Annotated in this window: 23 protein-coding genes; 11 read left to right on the top strand and 12 right to left on the bottom strand. The window is 70.5% G+C overall.

All coding sequences use genetic code 11. The annotated features are described in order from the left end of the window. The first annotated feature begins 130 nt into the window (after positions 1 to 130). From AWC30_RS14165 to AWC30_RS14155, 3 genes are all read left to right on the top strand, one after another. The gene (locus AWC30_RS14165) at positions 131 to 481 is read left to right on the top strand and encodes a LysM peptidoglycan-binding domain-containing protein (RefSeq protein WP_264000506.1); all 351 of its coding nucleotides are present in this window, start codon (positions 131 to 133) and stop codon (positions 479 to 481) included. A 107-nt stretch (positions 482 to 588) separates the two neighbouring features. Further along, the gene (nrdR, locus tag AWC30_RS14160) at positions 589 to 1,053 is read left to right on the top strand and encodes a transcriptional regulator NrdR (protein ID WP_085110971.1); all 465 of its coding nucleotides are present in this window, start codon (positions 589 to 591) and stop codon (positions 1,051 to 1,053) included. 28 nt (positions 1,054 to 1,081) lie between these two features. Next, a complete protein-coding gene (locus tag AWC30_RS14155; RefSeq protein WP_085110863.1) occupies positions 1,082 to 1,570 on the top strand; it encodes a peroxynitrite isomerase in 489 nt (162 codons plus the stop codon). Positions 1,571 to 1,610: 40 nt separating this feature from the next. Here the strand turns inward: AWC30_RS14155 and AWC30_RS14150 are convergent, their stop codons facing one another. Both AWC30_RS14150 and AWC30_RS14145 read right to left on the bottom strand, forming a co-directional pair. Then, positions 1,611 to 2,297, bottom strand: a complete 687-nt coding sequence (locus AWC30_RS14150) for a PhzF family protein (RefSeq protein ID WP_085110862.1) — start codon at positions 2,295 to 2,297, stop codon at positions 1,611 to 1,613. Then, a complete protein-coding gene (locus tag AWC30_RS14145) occupies positions 2,294 to 3,265 on the bottom strand; it encodes a proteasome assembly chaperone family protein (protein ID WP_085110861.1) in 972 nt (323 codons plus the stop codon). The genes AWC30_RS14150 and AWC30_RS14145 overlap by 4 nt, the downstream gene beginning before the upstream one ends. Before the next feature lie 465 nt (positions 3,266 to 3,730). On the opposite strand from AWC30_RS14145, the gene AWC30_RS14140 reads away from it, so the two are divergent. Both AWC30_RS14140 and AWC30_RS14135 read left to right on the top strand, forming a co-directional pair. Then, positions 3,731 to 4,162 (top strand): transglycosylase family protein, encoded by a 432-nt coding sequence (locus AWC30_RS14140; protein WP_085110860.1) that lies wholly within the window; start codon positions 3,731 to 3,733, stop codon positions 4,160 to 4,162. 119 nt (positions 4,163 to 4,281) lie between these two features. Next, positions 4,282 to 5,337 carry a DUF4192 domain-containing protein gene (locus tag AWC30_RS14135; protein ID WP_085110859.1) on the top strand — a complete coding sequence of 352 codons (1,056 nt, stop codon included), beginning with the start codon at positions 4,282 to 4,284 and terminating at the stop codon, positions 5,335 to 5,337. A gap of 11 nt (positions 5,338 to 5,348) precedes the next feature. Here the strand turns inward: AWC30_RS14135 and AWC30_RS14130 are convergent, their stop codons facing one another. From AWC30_RS14130 to AWC30_RS14120, 3 genes are all read right to left on the bottom strand, one after another. Beyond that, the gene (locus AWC30_RS14130; protein WP_085110858.1) at positions 5,349 to 6,038 is read right to left on the bottom strand and encodes an iron-dependent transcriptional repressor DtxR; all 690 of its coding nucleotides are present in this window, start codon (positions 6,036 to 6,038) and stop codon (positions 5,349 to 5,351) included. 136 nt (positions 6,039 to 6,174) lie between these two features. Next, entirely contained in the window at positions 6,175 to 7,146 is a 972-nt protein-coding gene (locus AWC30_RS14125; RefSeq protein WP_066853459.1) for a sigma-70 family RNA polymerase sigma factor, read from the bottom strand. A gap of 125 nt (positions 7,147 to 7,271) precedes the next feature. Continuing rightward, the gene (locus tag AWC30_RS14120) at positions 7,272 to 7,727 is read right to left on the bottom strand and encodes a DUF3099 domain-containing protein (RefSeq protein ID WP_085110970.1); all 456 of its coding nucleotides are present in this window, start codon (positions 7,725 to 7,727) and stop codon (positions 7,272 to 7,274) included. 78 nt (positions 7,728 to 7,805) lie between these two features. Here AWC30_RS14120 and AWC30_RS14115 point away from each other — a divergent pair, with 78 nt between their 5' ends. Continuing rightward, entirely contained in the window at positions 7,806 to 8,045 is a 240-nt protein-coding gene (locus tag AWC30_RS14115) for a DUF3039 domain-containing protein (RefSeq protein ID WP_085110969.1), read from the top strand. Here the strand turns inward: AWC30_RS14115 and AWC30_RS14110 are convergent. Continuing rightward, positions 8,032 to 9,069 carry a YihY/virulence factor BrkB family protein gene (locus AWC30_RS14110; protein ID WP_085110857.1) on the bottom strand — a complete coding sequence of 346 codons (1,038 nt, stop codon included), beginning with the start codon at positions 9,067 to 9,069 and terminating at the stop codon, positions 8,032 to 8,034. The genes AWC30_RS14115 and AWC30_RS14110 overlap by 14 nt on opposite strands. A 75-nt stretch (positions 9,070 to 9,144) precedes the next feature. Then, positions 9,145 to 9,339, bottom strand: a complete 195-nt coding sequence (locus AWC30_RS14105) for a DUF7455 domain-containing protein (RefSeq protein WP_066853454.1) — start codon at positions 9,337 to 9,339, stop codon at positions 9,145 to 9,147. Between the two features lie 121 nt (positions 9,340 to 9,460). On the opposite strand from AWC30_RS14105, the gene AWC30_RS14100 reads away from it, so the two are divergent. Next, positions 9,461 to 9,817, top strand: a complete 357-nt coding sequence (locus AWC30_RS14100) for a DUF952 domain-containing protein (RefSeq protein WP_085110856.1) — start codon at positions 9,461 to 9,463, stop codon at positions 9,815 to 9,817. Between the two features lie 97 nt (positions 9,818 to 9,914). Here AWC30_RS14100 and AWC30_RS14095 read toward each other — a convergent pair whose 3' ends face one another. Both AWC30_RS14095 and ppgK read right to left on the bottom strand, forming a co-directional pair. After that, positions 9,915 to 11,357, bottom strand: a complete 1,443-nt coding sequence (locus AWC30_RS14095) for an RNA polymerase sigma factor (protein ID WP_207568453.1) — start codon at positions 11,355 to 11,357, stop codon at positions 9,915 to 9,917. 171 nt (positions 11,358 to 11,528) lie between these two features. After that, positions 11,529 to 12,323 carry a polyphosphate--glucose phosphotransferase gene (gene ppgK / locus AWC30_RS14090; RefSeq protein WP_085110854.1) on the bottom strand — a complete coding sequence of 265 codons (795 nt, stop codon included), beginning with the start codon at positions 12,321 to 12,323 and terminating at the stop codon, positions 11,529 to 11,531. Positions 12,324 to 12,405: 82 nt separating this feature from the next. Here ppgK and AWC30_RS14085 point away from each other — a divergent pair, with 82 nt between their 5' ends. Then, on the top strand, positions 12,406 to 13,263 hold the full coding sequence (locus AWC30_RS14085) for an inositol monophosphatase family protein (protein ID WP_085110853.1): 858 nt from the start codon (positions 12,406 to 12,408) through the stop codon (positions 13,261 to 13,263). A gap of 10 nt (positions 13,264 to 13,273) precedes the next feature. Here AWC30_RS14085 and cei read toward each other — a convergent pair whose 3' ends face one another. Further along, positions 13,274 to 13,927, bottom strand: a complete 654-nt coding sequence (gene cei / locus AWC30_RS14080; protein ID WP_085110852.1) for an envelope integrity protein Cei — start codon at positions 13,925 to 13,927, stop codon at positions 13,274 to 13,276. A 171-nt stretch (positions 13,928 to 14,098) separates the two neighbouring features. Here cei and AWC30_RS14075 point away from each other — a divergent pair, with 171 nt between their 5' ends. Then, a complete protein-coding gene (locus tag AWC30_RS14075; protein ID WP_069392927.1) occupies positions 14,099 to 14,401 on the top strand; it encodes a DUF4193 domain-containing protein in 303 nt (100 codons plus the stop codon). A 32-nt stretch (positions 14,402 to 14,433) separates the two neighbouring features. Here AWC30_RS14075 and AWC30_RS14070 read toward each other — a convergent pair whose 3' ends face one another. Then, entirely contained in the window at positions 14,434 to 14,910 is a 477-nt protein-coding gene (locus tag AWC30_RS14070; protein ID WP_085110851.1) for a DUF3093 domain-containing protein, read from the bottom strand. Between the two features lie 25 nt (positions 14,911 to 14,935). Here AWC30_RS14070 and dut point away from each other — a divergent pair, with 25 nt between their 5' ends. Together dut and AWC30_RS14060 are read left to right on the top strand one after the other, a co-directional pair. Continuing rightward, positions 14,936 to 15,400, top strand: a complete 465-nt coding sequence (dut, locus tag AWC30_RS14065; RefSeq protein WP_085110850.1) for a dUTP diphosphatase — start codon at positions 14,936 to 14,938, stop codon at positions 15,398 to 15,400. An 86-nt stretch (positions 15,401 to 15,486) separates the two neighbouring features. Next, complete coding sequence (locus AWC30_RS14060) at positions 15,487 to 16,164, top strand: DUF3710 domain-containing protein (protein ID WP_234808091.1); 678 nt, start codon at positions 15,487 to 15,489, stop codon at positions 16,162 to 16,164. Here AWC30_RS14060 and AWC30_RS14055 read toward each other — a convergent pair. After that, positions 16,161 to 16,862 carry a hypothetical protein gene (locus AWC30_RS14055; RefSeq protein ID WP_085110848.1) on the bottom strand — a complete coding sequence of 234 codons (702 nt, stop codon included), beginning with the start codon at positions 16,860 to 16,862 and terminating at the stop codon, positions 16,161 to 16,163. The genes AWC30_RS14060 and AWC30_RS14055 overlap by 4 nt on opposite strands. Positions 16,863 to 16,868 lie beyond the last annotated feature (6 nt).

Genomic DNA, 16,868 nt, shown 5'->3' with positions numbered 1-16,868 from the left:
CCCTTCGGTATCCGCCCGCCCGGCGGGCCGCCGCCCGGCCCCGCGCCGGGCGGAGCCGGTCCGTGTCGGCCCGCCTCGCGGCGATGCCGGTCCCCGCTCCCGGACCCGTCCTGGCTCGTCCCGCCCGCCGGTGGCCCCGTTGCGGTACCGCGGCACCGGGGTGCTGGTGGCCCGGGGGCCGCACCGCCGCAGGCCGGTCACCCCGGCCACCACGGTGGTGTTGGCGCTGCTGGCGGCGCTGATCACGGTGTGGCTGGGCATCGTCGCCCAGTTCGGTGCGGCGGTGGCGGCCCAGGCGGAGCAGGTGCCGGCCGAGTTGGCGGTGGTCCAGGTGCACAGCGGCGAGACCCTCGAGCACCTCGCGGCCCGGGTGGCCCCGGGCGCCCCCGCCGGTCGGGTCGCGGCGACGATCCGCGAGCTCAACGGCCTGGAGTCGACCGCGCTGGAGGCCGGCCAGACCTTGATCGCTCCGGTGCGATGAGCGACCGGGACCGGCGCGCCCCGACGGTGTTGACCGCCGTCGGCGGGCCGCGGGTACGCTCGGTGTCGTTCAAGCACCCCGCGTTGTGGCGTGGCGAAGGAGCGGCTATGCACTGTCCGTTTTGCCGGCACCCCGATTCGCGCGTGGTCGATTCCCGCGAGACCGACGAGGGGCAGGCCATCCGGCGGCGCCGCGCCTGCCCGGAATGCGGCCGACGGTTCACCACCGTGGAGACCGCGGTGTTGGCGGTGGTCAAACGCAGCGGCGTGACCGAGCCGTTCAGTCGGGAGAAGGTGGTCAGCGGTGTCCGGCGCGCCTGCCAGGGGAGGCAGGTCGACGACGATGCCCTGAACCTGTTGGCGCAGAAGGTCGAAGACGCGATCCGGGCCGGCGGCTCGGCGGAGGTGCCCAGCAACGAGGTCGGCCTGGCGATCCTGGGACCGCTGCGGGATCTCGACGAGGTCGCCTACCTGCGGTTCGCGTCGGTCTACCGGTCGTTCTCCTCCGCCGACGACTTCGAGAAGGAGATCGCGACCCTGCGGGCACACCGCAAGGTTTCGAATGCGGGCTGAGTGGCGCTTCCTGCCTTAGGCTCGGAGTATGCCGCCGGAACTCCATCCCAATCTCGTTGAGCTGGCGCCATTGTTGGGCACCTGGTCGGGTCGCGGGGTCGGCATGTACCCGACCATCGAGACCTTCGAATACCTCGAGGAGATCTCGTTCAGCCATGTCGGCAAACCCTTCTTCAGCTATCGACAGAAGACCAGGGCGATGGCCGACGGGCGGCGGCTGCACTCCGAGACAGGCTACCTGCGGGTGCCCGAACCCGGCCGGGTCGAATGGATCCTGGCTCATCCCACCGGGATCACCGAGATCCAGGTCGGTACCTACTCGGTGGTGGACGCGGTGATCACCGCGGAGATGGCCGCCACCGCGATCGGGCTCAGCCCCACCGCCAAAGAGGTGACCGCGCTGGAGCGTTCGGTTCGCGTCGACGGCGCCGAACTCAGCTACACGTTGCGGATGGGAGCGGTCGGTCAGCACGCCCAGGACCACCTCAGCGCGACGCTGCTGCGCCGACCCGGCTGACCCCGCCGCCCGGCCACCCGCGGCAGGCTCAGAGGCGCGATCAGACCACGGTCATGGTTTCTTCGACTACCACCCGGCCGGCGACGCTCAGCCAACCGTCGGGACTCCACCGCGTCTCGATCACCGAGCCACGGCCCTGCACGACGGTGAGGTCCCGGCCGAGGTGGGCGGTGAGCCGCAGCGCCGCCGACCCGGTCGCCTCGTCCTCGGGCACACCGAGATTGGGGGCGAACATGCGGGCCCGTACCCGGTTGCGGCCGGGGTCGGCCCAGGCCCACAGATAGTGCGCGGCGGTCGCCGGATAGTGCTCCGGCTCGGCCTGCGCCAGCGCGGTCACCGACGGCAACTCGGTGAGCACGAAGTCCGGCGCCCAGTCCGCGCGCGCGGTGATCGCGGTGCGGTCGCCGTCGGTGCGCACCCGCACCGACCCGGCGGGCACCTGAAGCTCGCGGATCGGGGTGCCGCGTTCGTGCAGCCACCAGGCCACCCCGACGCAGGGGTGGCCGGCGAAGTCGATCTCGCCGCCGGGCGTGTAGATGCGCGCCTGGGCGCTGGCCGACCCGTGGGAGGGCGCGGTGACGAAGATCGTTTCGCTGTAACCCAGTTGAGCGGCCAGGCGGGGACGCTCCTGCGGGTGGACGGCGTCGGCGTCGATGATCCCGAGCAGGTTTCCATAGTCACCGGCGGCGTCGGTGAAGACCCGCAGCACCGCCACCGGCAGGCTCACGAGCGGCCGTCGCCGTCTTTCTTGGCCTCCTGGGCCAGGAAGCGCTCGAACGCCGCGCCGAGCTCGTCGCCGCTGGGCAGATCCTCGTCGTGGGCCAACAGCGACCGGTTCTGCTGGGCGCTCATGAACGCGTCGTACTGCTGCTCGAGCGCGTGCACGACCTGCGCGACCTCTTCGCTGTCGGAGACCTGCTCGTCGATCCGGACGTGGATCGCTTCGGCGGCCTCGGCCAGCTCACCGACCGGCAGTTGCAGCGCGCCGGTCTTGGCGGCCTGCTCGAGCAGCGCCTGCGCGGCGGCGGGGTAGTCGGTCTGCGACAGGTAGTGCGGGACGTGCACGGTGAACCCGACCACCTCATGCCCGTGCTGGGCCAACCGGTACTCCAGCAGGTTGGAGGCGCTGGCCGGCACCTGAACCTCGGCCACCCACGGCTGGTGGTCGGCGATCAGCTCGCGGTTGTTGGAGTGAGCGGTCAAGGTCACCGGCCGGGTGTGCGGCACGGCCATCGGGATGGTGCCCAGCCCGATGGTCTGGCGCACGCCGAGCTGGTCGGCCAACAGCCGCACGGCGGTGATGAACCGCTCCCACTTCAGATCCGGCTCCATCCCGGCGAGCAGCAGAAACGGGGTACCGGCGCTGTCCCGCAGGGCGTGCAGGTTCAGTTGCGGCTCCTCGTAATGGGTGAAGCGGTCGGTTTTGAACGTCATCAGCGGACGCCGGGAGCGGTAGTCGAGCAATTCGTCGATGGCGAACGACGCCACCAGCTCGCTCTCCAGTGTCCCCTTGAGATGAGTGGCGGCCAGCCGGATCGCATGCCCGGCGTCGGAGAAACCTTCCAGAGCGTGGATCAGGACGGGGCCGCGGCCGTCGTCGGCCGACAATTGCGGCGCCGGGAATTCCAGCTCGTACATGCCGCTCTGGTCGGGCCGGTGCTCGGGCCCGGGATCGGCGTGTGCGTCCTGCGTCATAGGGCTCAGCCTCCTTCGGTGCAGGTCCTACTCAAGTCTGTCATCGCCGACCCCGGCGGTGGGGCCGACCGTGGCGTCCCACCAGTGTCCCAGCAGCAGTCCCGGAGCCGCACAGTACGGCGGATCGGCGCCGGGACGGCCGGGCGGTTCGCCCACTGACCGGTCAAACACCGCCGTCGTCGCGCCCATTCCGATCGGGTAGCCGTTTCGCCTACCGGTGAATCCCGGTCAGACGCCGCCGGCTGGCGCCACATGCGAAACATGAACAACATCAATAACAAACATAACAGCTACATCACAAGCATCAGCAACATCGTTTGACTCATTAACAACCCTAATTGTTTTTTGCATCAATAAAAAAAGTTGACACTTACGACGCAGTAATAACGAAACTTATGGATTTGTCCCATTAATCACGTTAGGTTCTCTGACCACACGTGCTACTTCTATCACGGAGGTTGGGGTATGGACCGCAATGTGGCGGGCCGGCGAGTCGCCTCGTCTGCCCCCCGGAGCAGGCCGTTGTTGACGTCGGGCGCGGTGATCGCCGGTGTGGGGTTGCTGCTGAGTCCGGGCGTCGGCGTCGCCCAGGCCGATGGCGTCAATTGGGACGCGGTCGCGCAATGTGAATCGAACGGAAATTGGTCCGCCGACACCGGAAATGGCTTCTACGGCGGCCTGCAATTCAAGGAATCCACCTGGCGGGAGTTCGGCGGGGTCGGCTCTCCGTCCGACGCCAGCCGCGACCAGCAAATTGCGGTGGCCAACCGGGTATTGGCCGTACAGGGCCCCGAGGCGTGGCCGAAGTGCGGCCCGGGCATGCAGCGGCCCGGCGTGCACTGGCCCAAGCCGCTGCGGTCGATCGCCAGGACCGTGTGGTCCTGGGTGCCGCACTGACGATCCCGCCGGCCGGCGGTTATCCCCAGTTGCGCCGCCGTCCCCAGCCGTGACGGTGGAGGCGTAGCGGGCCCGCCCGCGGCGGCCGCGTTGACAGACGCGGTCGCCACGGTGCGGGTATGACGAAACAGCGATACGACATCCATCCCGACCGCCCGGGCGCCTTGATCGCGGCCCTGCCCGCCGTCCTGGGCTTCGTGCCGGAACATTCACTGGTGTTGGCCGCCGTCGAGGATGGTGCGCTGGGGCTGGTGACGCGCACCGATCTCGGCGACGAACTACCCGACCGGCTGGCCACCCTCACCGACGCCGTGTCCGCCGCGGCACCCGAAGCCGTGATCGCGGTCTTCGTGGACGCCGACGGCGCCCGGTGTCCGGTCTGCAACATCGAGTTCCGCCGGATCGCCGACGCGCTGGTGCGGTTGTTGGCCCGCCACGACATCGTGGTGTGGGCGGCCCATGTGGTCGATGCGATCGCCGCGGACGGCCGGTGGCACTGCGTCGACGGCTGCGGGTCGGCCGGACGGGTCGAGGACCCGGCGTGCTCACCGCTGGCGATGGCCGCGGTGCTGGAAGGCCGGCGGCTGTACTCCAGCCGCGACGAGATGGTGGCCGTGTTCGCGCCGCGGGACCGGCGGCGGCGCCGCCGCCTCGCGGCGGCACTGCGCAAACAGGCGGCGAAGTCTCGCGCCGAGGGCGCCGGCGACTCCGACGCCCGCGCCAGGGGTGCCCTCGAGTTCGTCGTCGCGGCGGTCGAGCGGCTGTCCACCGGGACGGTCTTCGACGACGCCGACCTGGTGTCGCTGGGCGGTGCGCTCGATGACATCCGGGTGCGGGACAGTCTGTTCGGGCTGGCGGTGGGGGAGCGCGCCGTCGACGCCGAGGCCCTGTGGGTGCTGCTGGCCCAAGTGCTGCCGGAACCGGCGCGGGCCGAAGCGCTGGTGCTGCTGGCGTTCGCCGCCTATGCACGCGGGGACGGGTCGCTGGCCGGGATGGCGCTGGGTGCGGCGCTGGACGAACGCCCCGACCACCGGATGGCCGGCATGCTCGACTCGGCGCTGCAATCCGGGATGCGCCCGGAGCAGATCCGTGAGTTGGCGATCACCGGTCTGCGGATCGCCGAGGAACTCGGAGTGCAGCTCCCGCCGCAACGCCCGGCGCGGCGCGCCGGATGATGCCCGCTGGGCTAGATCTTCTCCACCAGCACCGCGTGCGCCATCTCGCTGGGCAGTGTCACGTTCTCGTGGCCGGGCATCACGATGGTGACCCCGTGGTCGGGGTTGTTCTCCACGGTGACCCGGGCATCGGGGACCACGCCGACCGCTTTGAGCCGGGAGATCAGGTCCACGTCACCCTGCACATGTTCGGTCAACTGCCGGACCACCACCGCCACCGGCGACCGCGCGGGCAGTTCGGTCAGCCGCAGCAGGTCCGCGCCGGACTCGGCATCGGCGTCCACACCGAGTTCGTCGAGGCCGGGAATCGGGTTTCCGAACGGGGAGGTCGTCGGGTTCTTGAGCACCTTGACCAGACGACGTTCGACGTCCTCGCTCATCACGTGCTCCCACCGGCACGCCTCGGCGTGGACCTCTTCCCAAGGCAGCCCGATGATGTCGACCAGAAGTCGCTCGGCGAGCCGGTGCTTGCGCATGACCGCCACGGCCAGCGCCCGCCCGGTCCCGGTGAGCTCGAGGTGCCGGTTGCCGGCGACTCGCACCAGCCCATCGCGCTCCATGCGCGACACGGTCTGGCTGACGGTGGGTCCGCTCTGCTCCAGGCGCTCGGCGATGCGCGCTCGCAGCGGGGTCACACCCTCTTCCTCGAGGTCGTAGATCGTCCGCAGGTACATCTCGGTGGTGTCAACCAGATCGTTCATTCCACATCCTTCGTCGCCACCCGAGTCTACTGGTCCGGCAGCTGCTCAGCGGTTATGCACGCCTTGTGCCCCTCAACACCGCTGTGCGCAAAGATATGCCCGCCGGACGGGCCGGCGGGCATATCAGGACGGTCGGTCAGCTGGCGTAGGACCGCAACCGGTCGGCGCGGTCGCCGTACCGCAGCTTGGCCATCACTTCGCGTTCGATCTGGCGGACCCGTTCGCGGGACAGGCCGAACAGTTTGCCGATCTGATCGAGGGTGCGCGGCTGACCGTCGTCGAGCCCGAAACGCAGCCGGATCACCTGCTGCTCACGCTCGTCGAGGGTGGCCAGCACGCTGCGCACGTCGGTGTGCAGCATCTCGGCGATCACGGCGTTCTCCGCCGACATCGCCTCGGCGTCCTCGATGAAGTCGCCCAGCGGCGCTTCCTCGTCGGAGCCGACCGGCATATCCAGGCTCACCGGGTCGCGGCTGTGGTCGAGCAGATCGTGGATCTTCTCCACCGGGATTCCGGATTCCTCGGCGAGTTCCTCATCGGAGGCTTCCCGGCCCAACCGCTGGTGCATTTCGCGCTTGATGCGGGCGAGCTTGTTGACCTGCTCCACCAGATGCACCGGCAGCCGGATGGTGCGGCTCTGGTCGGCCATGCCCCGGGTGATGGCCTGGCGGATCCACCAGGTGGCGTAGGTGGAGAACTTGAAACCCTTTGCGTAGTCGAACTTCTCCATCGCGCGGATCAATCCGAGGTTGCCTTCCTGGATGAGGTCCAGCAACGGCATGCCCCGCCCGGTGTAGCGCTTGGCCAGCGACACCACCAGCCGCAGGTTGGCTTCCAGCAGGTGCCGGCGGGCGGCCTCACCGTCGCGGACGACCACCGCGAGGGTGTTGCGGCGCTTCTCCCCGAACCGCGGCCGGGTCTCCAGCAGGTGCTTGGCGTAGAGCCCGGCTTCGATGCGCTTGGCGAGTTCGACTTCGTCGGCGGCGGTCAGCAGAGCCGTCTTGCCGATCCCGTTCAGGTACACCCGCACCAGATCCGCTGCGGGGCCTTGCCCGTCCAGTTCGGCCTCGGTCCGCCCGACGGTGGCGCGTGTGGTGGCTTTTGCCATGGTGAGCCTCCTGATCGGCGATACACTCATCGGGTACAACGCGCACCCTGCGACAGGAGTTCCCCGGAGACGCGGTTGTCACACCTGCGGGGCGGGTGGCAGCGGCCTGAACACCGCAAAGACCGCTACGGAGTCGGGTTTTCCGGGCCCGACGAATCCGCGGCTTGGCGCTCGGAGGTCCCGGGACGTCCGTCGGCGGATCGGCCTGCGTCGTCGGGTTCGCCGTCGGGTGTCACAGTGCGTTCCAGGGCCGGCGGCGTGGCCGAGGACAGCCCGGCGCCGCGACGGCGGGTGTCGTAACGGCGCGGTTCGTCGGGGCGGCGCGGCGGCCGGTCGTTGGCGATGAGCACCGCCATCCAGGGCAGCGGAATCGACACCGCCAAGATCAGCAGCGAGACCAGCCCGTTGTGCCAGGCGCCGTAGGCCGCGGCGGCCAACACGAACGCCGGGATCCGGCACGACATCATGATCAGGTACTTGCGCACCCGGGCGCGGTGCTGCTCTTCGTAGGAGGGCGCGGCGGCGGTGATCAGTACTGGCCTACCGTCGTCATCGAAACCCAGCTCGGAGCCGTGTCTCATGTCCTCCACTGTTCCACATCCGGGCCCGCGCGGCAGAGCCGGTTTCCCCGCCGATCGCCGCGGGGCACAATGTCGGTCATGGAGACTCAGACGCTCGACCGCACCGACACCGACGAACGCGTCGACGACGGAACCGACAGCGACACCCCCAAGTACTTCCACTATGTCAAGAAGGACAAGATCGCCGAGAGCGCCGTGATGGGCAACCACGTGGTGGCGCTGTGCGGCGAGGTGTTTCCGGTCACCCGGTCGGCCAAACCCGGCTCACCGGTGTGCCCGGAGTGCAAGCGGATCTACGAGAAGCTCAAGAAGGGCTGAGCGGCCCGGCCGCGGCGGGTTGCTCGTCGGGCCGGACTCGTCCACCGGTCTGCGGCGGCGGTGCGGCGGGCGGTGGGGTCCCGGCACGGCGGGCCCGGCGCCGTAACCGCAGCCACCGGCGGCGCACTCGCAGCCAGCGGCGCACCCGTAGGGCATGCGTCGAGGACGCCGGCCATTCCTCCTCGATCGCGGCGTTGAGTTCGGCGCCCAGCATGATCGCGAAACCGAGGAAGAAGGCGAACAGCAGGAACGCGATCGGTGTGGCCAACGCGCCGTAGGTGTAGCCGGTCCGGGTGATGTAGCGAAGGTAGATCCGCAGCCCCATCGTCGCGAGCACGAACACGCTGCTGGCCAGCAGCGCACCGACGATCAGCCGGTGGGTCGGCAGCGGCTTGGGCAGCGACACCCGGTAGAGGGCGGTGACCCCGAGGATCAGGGTGAGCGCCAGCGCCGGGTAATACCCCAGGTGCAGGAAATACGACCAATTCGCGGGCAGGTGCTCGGCGATCTTGCGCGGGCCCAGCGCGAGGAAGGGCGCGGCGGCGATGATCGCCACCTGCATCACGACGTAGAGGAACAGCGCGAAGAACCGTTGCCGCACCGGATGGCGCAGCGGGGTCTGATCGTGGGCCTCGACCACCGAGTCGACGAACGCCGAGATCGCCGAGGAACCGGCCCACAGCGAGATGATGAACCCCAGCGAGACCACTTCGCCGCGGGCGCCCTGCACGATGTCGCGCACCGTGGGCTCGATGATCTCGTTGACCACGTTCTGGGAGAAGAACTGCCCGGCCGCGCCGATCAGCCGGGCCTGGATCATCGGCAGAGTGTCCGGCCCGAACAGCGGGGCGATGTAGGACAGGCTGCCCAGCATGCCCAGCAGCAGCGGCGGCAGGGACAGCACCGACCAGAAGCCGGCCTGCGCGGACTCGGAGAAGATCGAGTCGTCCCAGCTCTTCGCCAGAGCGCGGCGGGAGATCCGCCATACGTGGTGACGGGACGGCCGGGGGGTCTGTTCGGTCATGGCCCACCCAGCATCCCTGACGCGCACCGTGGTCGGCAGCGCACCGCCGGGCGAGTCGCGTTCTTCGCGGTGACGCTAGTCCTCTAGCGGAGGGCTCGTCTCGAGCACGGCGGCCATCGCGATCAGCTTGGCCTCGTGCGCGTTGGCGTGGTGCTGGCAGAACAGCAACTCCGCGCCCGACGGCAGCTTGGCGCGCACCCGGGCGGCGGCACCGCACCGGTCGCAACGATCAGCCCGGGTCAGCGGCGGACTGGTCAGAGTCGCGTTCATAGCTCCCTCCGTTCCTTGCATGCTTCCACTCTGTCAGACGATCGGGGCGCCTGCCTTGTTCCTGGCCCGCATCGGGTGTGTCGCGCCTCACCGCGTCGAGCGACTCGGGCAGGCTGGCCGGATGGACCGCGACATCCTGGTGCACCTGTGCGGCGAGACCGAGTGGGCCGCCGCGCAACGGGACGGCCGACTGCACCCGGTGTCCCTCGACGAGGTCGGGTTCGTCCACCTGTCCGCCCCGCAGCAGGTGCACCTGCCGGCGAACCGGCTCTACCGGGGGCGCACCGACCTGCTGTTGCTGCACGTCAACGCGGAGAAATTGACCGATCCGGTGCAGTGGGAGCCCGGCGTGCCCACCGACCCCGACGGCATGCTCTTCCCGCACCTCTACGGCCCGCTGCCGGTCGCCGCGGTGAGCGCGGTACGGCCCTACCGTTCCGGGCCCGACGGCCGGTTCGCACCGCTTCCGGGCGACTGACCGGTGCGCCGCCGCGGCGGTGACGACCGGGCTCCGACGGGTGTTCGCCGGTAGAGAACGGTGCGACCCGAGGCCCGGGCGAACCGCTCGGGCCCGCTCAGTCCAGGTAGTCGCGGAGGACCTGTGAGCGGCTGGGGTGGCGCAGCTTGCTCATCGTCTTCGACTCGATCTGTCGGATGCGTTCCCGGGTGACGCCGTAGACCTGGCCGATCTCGTCGAGGGTGCGCGGCTGCCCGTCGGTGAGGCCGAACCGCAGCCGCACCACGCCGGCCTCGCGTTCGGACAGTGTCTCGAGCACCGACTGCAGCTGATCCTGCAGCAGCGTGAACGACACCGCGTCGACCGCCACGACGGCCTCGGAGTCCTCGATGAAGTCGCCGAGCTGGCTGTCGCCCTCGTCGCCGATGGTCTGGTCCAGCGAGATCGGCTCCCGGGCGTACTGCTGGATCTCCAGCACCTTCTCCGGGGTGATGTCCATCTCCTTGGCGAGCTCCTCCGGGGTGGGTTCGCGGCCCAGGTCCTGGAGCAGCTCCCGCTGGATGCGGCCGAGCTTGTTGATCACCTCGACCATGTGCACCGGGATGCGGATCGTGCGGGCCTGGTCGGCCATCGCCCGGGTGATGGCCTGGCGGATCCACCAGGTGGCGTAGGTGGAGAACTTGTAGCCCTTGGTGTAGTCGAATTTCTCCACCGCGCGGATCAGTCCCAGGTTGCCCTCCTGGATCAGGTCCAGAAACGCCATCCCGCGCCCGGTGTAGCGCTTGGCCAGCGAGACCACCAGCCGCAGGTTCGCTTCCAGCAGATGGTTTTTGGCGCGCTCCCCGTCCCGACAGATCCAGGCCATGTCGCGGCGGTAGGCGACGGCGAGCTTCTCGCCGCTGGCGGCGTGCTCGGCCATCTTCTGCGTCGCGTAGAGGCCGGCCTCGATGCGCTTGGCCAGCTCGACTTCCTCCTCGGCGTTGAGCAGGGCCACCTTGCCGATCTGCTTGAGGTAGGCGCGCACCGAGTCCGCCGACGCGGTGAGCTCGGCGTCCTTGCGGGCCTGCCGCAGCGCCTCGGACTCCTCCTCGTCCCAGACGAAGTCGCCGGAGGCCTTGTCCTTCTCGGTCGGCTCGGCGATCTCTTCCTCGGCCTCCTCGGAGTCCTCGGCGAGTTCGGCCAGGTTCACCTCGGCGGCGTCGATGTCGCCGTCGCCGGGCTCGGCGTCCAGGTCCGTCTCGGTGTCGACCGCGCCGGTGGTGTCCTCGGCGTCGGTCGTCTTCTTGGCCGCGGTCTTCTTGGTGGCCTTCTTCGCCGGTGCCGTCTTCTTGGCCGCGGTCTTCTTGGCGGCCTTCTTCGCCGGCGCCGCCTTCTTCGCTGCGGCCTTCTTGGCGGGGGCCGCCTTCTTCGCGGGGGCCTTCTTGGCGGGGGTCGTCACCTCGGCTGCCGGCTCCGCGTCCGCGGAGTTGCTGGCCTGGCCGGCTTTCGTGGCGGTCTTGGTAGCGGTGCGCTTCACCGGCTTCTCGGACACCGGGCTGGGCTTGGTCGCTGCCACGTACACCCCTTCAGTCGGGCTGGCTTCCGGTCGCGTGGGCATGCGCTGACCGGACGGTTCGGCTGTATCGAATGTCGGCGGCGCTTTCGGTATGGAATATTCACCGCTGTCGGTTGCGCGGCCGCCGCTGACCATTGTAACGACAGGATGGGAATCCGCCGGTGGCCGCCGGGGAAATCAGCGCGGTTCCTCCACCCCGAAGCCCGGCTCCGCGGCCATCGCGGCGCCGACGATGCCGGCGGTGTTCTGCAGCGCGGCGGCCACCACCGGCGTCCGGTTCTGCAGCAGCGGCAGCCACTTGTCGGCCTTGCGGCTGATCCCGCCGCCGGCGATGAACAGGTCCGGCCACAGGGCGTTCTCGATCGCCACCAGCACCTTGGTCACCTGCCGGGTCCACTTCTCGTAGCTCCAGCCCCGCTTCTCTTTCACCGACGCCGCGGCGCGGTGCTCGGCCTCCTTGCCGCCGACGTCGAGGTGGCCGAACTCGGTGTTGGGCAGCAGCACTCCGTTGTGGATGACCGCCGAGCCGATCCCGGTGCCGAACGTCAACAGCACGATCACGCCGGTGTGGTCCCGGCCCGCGCCGTAACGCGCCTCGGCCACCCCGGCGGCGTCGGCGTCGTTGAGGACGGTGACGTCCTGACCCGCCAGTTCGGCGCCGATCACGTCGCGGACGTTGGCGCCGATCCACGCCGGGTCGACGTTCGCCCCGGTCTTGACCACGCCGTCCTGGATCACCCCGGGATAGGTGACTCCCAGCGGACCGGTCCACCCGAACTCGTTGACCACGGCGGCCACGGTTTCGGCGACGGCGCCGGGCGTGGCGGGCTGGGGGGTGGGCAGCTTGACCCGGTCCCCGACGAGGCGCCCGGTCGCCAGGTCGACGATGCCGCCCTTGATGCCGCTGCCGCCGACGTCGACACCGAACCCGCGGTGCTGCGCGGCGGTATCGGGTGTCGAAACGGTGGTCATCGGAACTCCTCGGGCCGGGGTCGACGCCGCTGGTCGACGTCTGGATGCCACCCTAAACGGCACCGCGGCGCCGTCGCGGCGGATGTGCTGCGATGGAGGGGTGGGTAACGCCGAGGACCGCAATGCCGAACTGCGCCGGGTGGCCGAGACGCTGGCCGGTGAGGCCGCCGGGTTCGTCCGCGACCGGCGAGCGCAGGTTTTCACCGCCGCCGGGCAGCCCGCGGTGCGCACCAAGAGCACCCCGACCGACCCGGTGACCGTCGTCGACACCGAGACCGAGCGGTTCCTGCGTGACCGGCTGGCCCGGACACGTCCGGGTGAGGCGGTGCTGGGGGAGGAGAGCGGCGGCGACACCGCCGCGCCCGGGGCGGTCACCTGGGTCGTCGACCCGATCGACGGCACCGTCAACTTCGTCTACGGCATACCGGCCTACGCGGTCTCGATCGCCGCGCAGGTCGACGGCGTGTCGGTGGCCGGCGCGGTGGCCGACGTGGCTGCGGCCGCGGTGTATTCGGCCGCGGCCGGGCAGGGTGCGCGGCTGACCGACCCGCACGGCACCCGGTCGCTGCGCTGCACCGCGGTCGAGGAGTTGTCGCTGGCGCTGGTGGGCACCGGGTTCGGCTATTCGGCGACCCGCCGCGCCGCGCAGGCGGCGCTGCTGGCCCGGATGCTGCCGAGGGTGCGCGACGTGCGGCGGATCGGCTCGGCGGCGCTGGACCTGTGCCTGGTGGCGGCGGGCCGGCTGGATGCGTTCTACGAGCATGGGCTGAACGTGTGGGACTGGGCGGCCGGGACGTTGATCGCCGCCGAGGCCGGTGCGGTGGTGCGGCTGGCCTCCCCGCCGTCGGCGGGCCCGGTGCTGGCCGCCGCCCCCGGGATCGCCGCCGAATTCGAGGCGACGCTGGCCGGATTCGGCGGGTTGGCGCCGATCGGGGAGTGACGCGGAGCGCTCAGCAGACGCCGGAGTGGGCCTGGGCCACCAGGTCCGGGCCGGGCGCCTCCACGGCGTCGGGCCGCAGCCCGTCGAGCACCGACTCGATGTCGTCGCTGTGGGCCAGCGCCCCGAAATCGGTGCCCAGCGCCAGGTCGACGGAGTCGTCGTCGCGGCCGTCGCGGAACAGTTCGGTGCACGGCGCCACCAGCCACAGCGCGGCCGCGGCCGCCTCGCCGGTCTTGCCGAACCGGATCTGGCCCTGGCAGTCGAGGCGGGCTTCGGCGTAGATCGGGTCGTTGGCCGCGGTCGGCTGGGTGAACCCCAGGTCGCGCAACGCGGCGGCGACCTCGCTGGCCTGCCCGCCGCGGCCGCTGGCGTTGAGCACCCGGATGTTGGTCGCCGACAGCGGGGCGGGAGCGATCTCCACCATCGTCGAGGCGGACACCTGTTCGCCGAGCGCGGGCCGGTCGGCGGTGCCGGCCGCCGGTGGCGGGTTGCAGGCGGCGATCTGCTCGCCCTCGTCGGTGCGGGTGAGCGCGACCGACCAGACCACGGTCGTCACCAGTACCGCGACCGCCAGCGCGATGAGTGCCGGTGTAGGGTTGCGCCGCCGGAACGGGCGCCCGTGCTTGTCGAAGACGGTGCCCGCTTGGGTGATGTGTGCGACCACGCAAGCACTCTAGAGGTAGGGGTGCGTCGGCCTCACGACAACCCGCACCGATGTGTGAGGTAAATCACACATAAGGGGCGCCGGAATTGGGCACGAATCATTTGGCGGATGCAGTTAACGCTGGTACAAAACTGTGCTTGCAGAGCTTTGTACAGAGGGGAAAGACGGACGATGGCTACCGACTACGACGCTCCAAGGCGCACCGAGGCCGACGAGGTCTCGGAAGACTCCATCGAGGAGCTCAAGGCGCGACGCAACGAGGCGCAGTCTGCCGTGGTCGACGTCGACGAATCCGAAACCGCTGAATCCTTCGAGTTGCCCGGCGCCGACCTGTCCGGCGAGGAACTGTCGGTGCGGGTCATCCCGAAGCAGGCGGACGAGTTCACCTGCTCGAGCTGTTTCCTGGTGCAACACCGCAGCCGGCTCGCCAGCGAGAAGAACGGCGTGATGATCTGCACCGACTGCGCCGCCTGACCGGCTCCCGTCTCGTCTAGCTCTCGTCTCGCCTAGCTCTCCAACGCCGCCGTCAACCGGTCCGGGTTACGGCAACTGATCAGCCAATACGGTGTCGGGTCCTCCGGGTCGTCGAGGACGACCAGAAGCAGTGGACCGATCCATCCGCGATGCACCACGAACGCCGCCGGGTCCAACTGGCGGCCCAGCGCCGCCGACTTCGCCGACGGGGGGATCACCGCGACCCGGTCGACGACCGTCACCGGAAGATGGGCGTCGGCGACCCACAACTCGACGTCACCGCCGGTGTCGACCACCCGGATCTCCACCCGCCCCAGCCACAGCAGCACCCCGACCGCCACCGCGCTCAAGACCACATACGGCACCCACTCGGGCAGATCGCGCAGGCTCAACGTGACCTCGTAGCCGAAGATGGCCGCCACCGCGAAACCCAGCGGCCACCACCACCACGGCACCCAGAGCCGTTCGGAATACCGCACGTTCTGCGCGGCGACACGTGTTCCCGACATCGGGTCAAGGGTAGTCTGTGGCCTCGTGTCGACCACCCTGGCCGTTCTCCGCCTCGATCCGGAGTTGCCGCTGCCCAGCCGAGCCCACGACGGGGACGCCGGGATCGACCTCTACAGCGCGGTCGACGTCGACCTCGCGCCGGGAGCGCGGTCGCTGGTGCCCACCGGTATCGCGGTCGCCATCCCGCACGGGATGGTCGGGCTGGTGCACCCGCGGTCGGGACTGGCTGCCCGCGTGGGGCTTTCGATCGTCAACAGTCCGGGGACCATCGACGCCGGCTACCGCGGCGAGATCAAGGTGTGCCTGATCAACCTGGATCCGGCGACCCCGATCGCGGTGGCCCGCGGTGACCGGATCGCTCAACTGCTGGTGCAGCGGGTGGAACTCCCCGACCTGGTCGAGGTGAGTTCGTTCGACGAGGCCGGGCTGACCGGCACCGCCCGCGGCGAGGGCGGCCACGGATCCTCGGGTGGGCATGCGAGCCTCTAGCGCCCGCACCGCACACCGGGGGACGATGGTGGGCGAAGCCGATGGGCAGAGCCAAGCGAAGAAAAGGAGCGGCGCCCGTGGGGGCCATGGACACTAACGACGACGACGGCACGATCGAGGAATTGGACGGCCCGTTCGACATCGAGGATTTCGACGACCCGTCCGCCGCCGAACATGCGCGGCTGGACCTGGGTTCGGTGCTGATCCCGATCCCGCAGACCGGGCAGGTGCAGGTGGAGTTGACCGAGGCCGGTGTGCCCAACGCGGTGTGGGTGGTCACTCCCAACGGCCGGTTCACCATCGCCGCCTACGCGGCGCCGAAGTCGGCCGGGCTGTGGCGCGAGGTCGCCGGTGAACTCGGCGAGTCGCTGCGCAAGGACGGCGCGCAGGTGTCGATCACCGACGGGCCGTGGGGCCGCGAGGTGCACGGCGCGGGCGCCGGCGCGGTGCGGTTCATCGGTGTCGACGGCTACCGGTGGATGATCCGCTGCGTGGCCAACGGGGCGCTGGAGTCGATGGAGGCGCTCGCCGCGGAGGCGCGCGAGGCGCTGGCGGACACCGTGGTGCGCCGCGGCGACAACCCGCTGCCGGTGCGTACGCCGCTGCCGGTCGTGTTGCCCGAGCCGATGGCCGAGCAACTGCGCGAGGCCGCGGCCGCCCGCGCCGCCGAAGCGCCGCAACAGCAGCCACCGACGGAGTCGGTGGCCCGCCGCAGCGTCGACGGCTCGGCGATGCAGCAACTGCGCACGATCACCGGCGGCTAAGCCACCTCGGCCAGCGCCGCCAGACAGGCCGCCCCCAATTCGGCCGGGTCGGCGCCGATCCGGTCCAGGGTCACCGAGCGCAGCGCCGCCCGCGGCGCCGCGGCCGCCCACTGCACGCCGACCGCGTGCGGGTGGATCGGATCGTCGACCGCGGCCGCCACCGCGAGCGGTGCGCGCAGCCCGGCCAGCGCGTCGGTCTCGGGTGCGACGAAGCCGGCCGCCTCGTCGAGCGCGCCGGGCAGCGCCGGCCACTGCCCCCGCCACGACCGGGCCAATTCCCGGGCCAGCCAGTCCGGGCTCGACGCGGCCATCGCCGCGACCACCGGGTCCAGCCCCTGCGTGCGCAGCTGTGCGGCGGTCTGGCGGGCCGAGTCGGCCGCCGGGCTCTGCGCGGGTGCGCCGGTCCAGGCGGGCAGTGCGGCGAGCACGGCCACCGTCGACTCCGGATGCTGCAGCGCCCACCCGGTGCCCACCGCGGCGCCGATGGACACCCCGCCGACGACGATCGGCCCGGCCTCGGCGGCGCGGTCGAGTGCGGCCGTGTACCCCGCGATCAGCGCGCCCGGCTGCGGCGCGGGCGCCACCAGCACCGCGCCGACCCGCCGAAGGGGAGTCGTGAACGCCCGGCGCACATAGTCGTCGTCGGAGCCGGCGCCGGGCAGCAGAACCGCGGTGACGCCGCGCAGGGATACCGTCATTCCCTG

Source organism: Mycolicibacillus trivialis (genome assembly GCF_002102395.1).
GTDB classification, from domain to species: Bacteria; Actinomycetota; Actinomycetes; order Mycobacteriales; family Mycobacteriaceae; genus Mycobacterium; species Mycobacterium triviale.
This window is presented reverse-complemented; position numbering and strand designations above follow the sequence as displayed.